The following is a 2,055-nucleotide window of genomic DNA, read 5'->3' as shown; positions in this document are numbered from 1 at the left end:
TGTGGCAACTGGACAGCCGGTTCGTAAAAATCCCTCAGCTATGGATCTTCGTACCGATCTATGGCCTGTTACTGCCGTTGATCCTTGTGCATGCCTGTGGCCATTGGGTGTCCCTGCTGTTGTGTTACGAGCCAAGGTTTCCTCGTTCCATTGAGGATGCAGGCCGCTGATCCCATGAAATCCGATTCAGCCAATTACTGGAGTTTCAGTAATCCCACCCTCCGACTCAGCGGCGCGGTGCTGCTGACCAACACCTTCGGTACCCGCCTGCTGCAAAGCAGCGCGGCGTCCAGGCTGGACGGCCCGCTCAACACCGCGCTGGCCCTAGTGTTCAAGGCGAGGCTGGGCCAACTGGGGGAGCAACTGCATTTCGAAAGCAGGACCATGCCGCTCAGCCAGGGGGTCAAGGCGAAAATAAGCCTGGCCGCCCACAAGAGCTTCGGCGACTCGCTGGCCGCGGGCGCCGCCGGGCCCATGCTGGAAGTGCGCTTGGGCAGCACCCTGGCCTTGCTGGAGGTCTGGAACCTGAAGCTGAAGGCAGAAAAGGCGGACAAAGGCACGCGCGAGTACATCGAGCTGACGGCCGCCATGCTCGCGGTGTCGGCGGTCGGGCTGGAGTTGGGGGCGGTGGCGGTGGGGTTGGCCGAGCGAAGTCATAACACGGCGATTCGCCAGGCCGGGCGGGTGATGGGGAGTCAGTTGAAGTTGATGGCGGGGGTGTTGGCGGGGGGAGCGGCGCTGATCGGCATGTCCTTTGACTTAAATGACGGAATTGGTGAAGTAAAGAATGACAATTTATCCCTTAGTGCTATCTATTTATCGCGAGCGACAGCCCAATTAGGAAACTCGCTATTTTCAACAGCCTTAGGGCTAGCAGTGGCAGCACCCTATTTGGAACGATTAATAAAAATACACGGGCGAAATCGTTTTCTAATATACACTTATCAAACATCCACACAATTAGCGTTGAGGATGGCATTTCTGCTCCGCTGGTGTATACGAATCAATATTGTGATTTTCGCCGCCACCGTAGCGCTCGAGATATTTCTTCCCGACGAGCTTCAGAACTACTTGAGCCATAGCACTTTTCGAAAAGATCGAGACAAAGGGACCCCGGAATCCGTAGAACAAGAGCTAAAAAACCTTCACAGAGCTGTCGAGGCGACCCTCTAATGTATTTTTTTGAATGGCTTATGTACGACGGGCGTGCGACGACTGATTACGAAGCATTGGCGAGAGAAACCGACCAACAAATAGCGAACGAAGAAAAGCTGCCGCCCATCCGGGTAACGCAACCGGTTTCCCAAGCGATTTCGGACAACGATTCGCTGTATGCCTATAATTTAACCTATATTGATGTGCGCACACCAAACGACGAAAAGCGCGGATTGATTACTTTAATTCCCGGCATTGGGGGAGCTTTATTAATATGGATGCTCATTGCAACAATTTACTATATCGGCGGAAATTACATATCATTATTTCTCGGTAACGGTGATCACCTGAATACCGTCGACTATATATTTATGTGGATCATTCCCGCCATACCTACAATCGCTCTGTATTTGTACATTAAATACATCTTCCCCTATTTGCGACTCGAAGCATTCACCGCCCGACGCCTGATCGTCCGCTTCAACCGCGTCACCCGCAAGATCTACCTGCTTCGCCCCAAACACCTGGGAGGCATTGTCGCCTTGGACTGGGACACCGCCGAAGTCTGCATCAACCCAAAGATGTCCGAACTGGACGGCACCGGAGGCTTCGTCATGCTGGGATGGGACAAAGAAACCCACTCCGTCCGTGACGCCGACGGCCATCTCAAGGACGACTTCGAAATCACCTTCGTGGGCAAGCCAACCCGTAACGCCTCCGAACTCTTGGCGTTCTGGGAATACATTCGGCGCTACATGGAAGAGGGTCCGGAAGCGGCGCCCAAACCCAAAAAACTCATCGGCAAATTCCCCTGGCCGTGGCGCTCTTTCATGGCCGTGTGGCAACTGGACAGCCGGTTCGTAAAAATCCCTCAGCTATGGATCTTCGTACCGATCTATG

At 53.8% G+C, this 2,055-nt stretch carries 2 protein-coding genes; both read left to right on the top strand.

Going from position 1 to position 2,055, the window contains the following annotated elements; all coding sequences use genetic code 11:
* Positions 1-174 precede the first annotated feature (174 nt).
* Positions 175-1,173, top strand: coding sequence for a hypothetical protein (locus AC1DU9_RS29705; RefSeq protein ID WP_477811258.1), 999 nt, complete (start codon positions 175-177; stop codon positions 1,171-1,173).
* On the top strand, positions 1,173-2,055 hold an 883-nt coding region (locus AC1DU9_RS29700), incomplete at its 3' end, for a DUF6708 domain-containing protein (RefSeq protein ID WP_477811257.1). The genes AC1DU9_RS29705 and AC1DU9_RS29700, both read left to right, overlap by 1 nt.

The sequence above is a fragment of the Pseudomonas sp. P4_C1 genome, assembly GCF_056402155.1.
The sequence above is the reverse complement of the archived record's forward strand: the minus strand, read 5'-3'. Positions and strand labels throughout refer to the sequence as shown.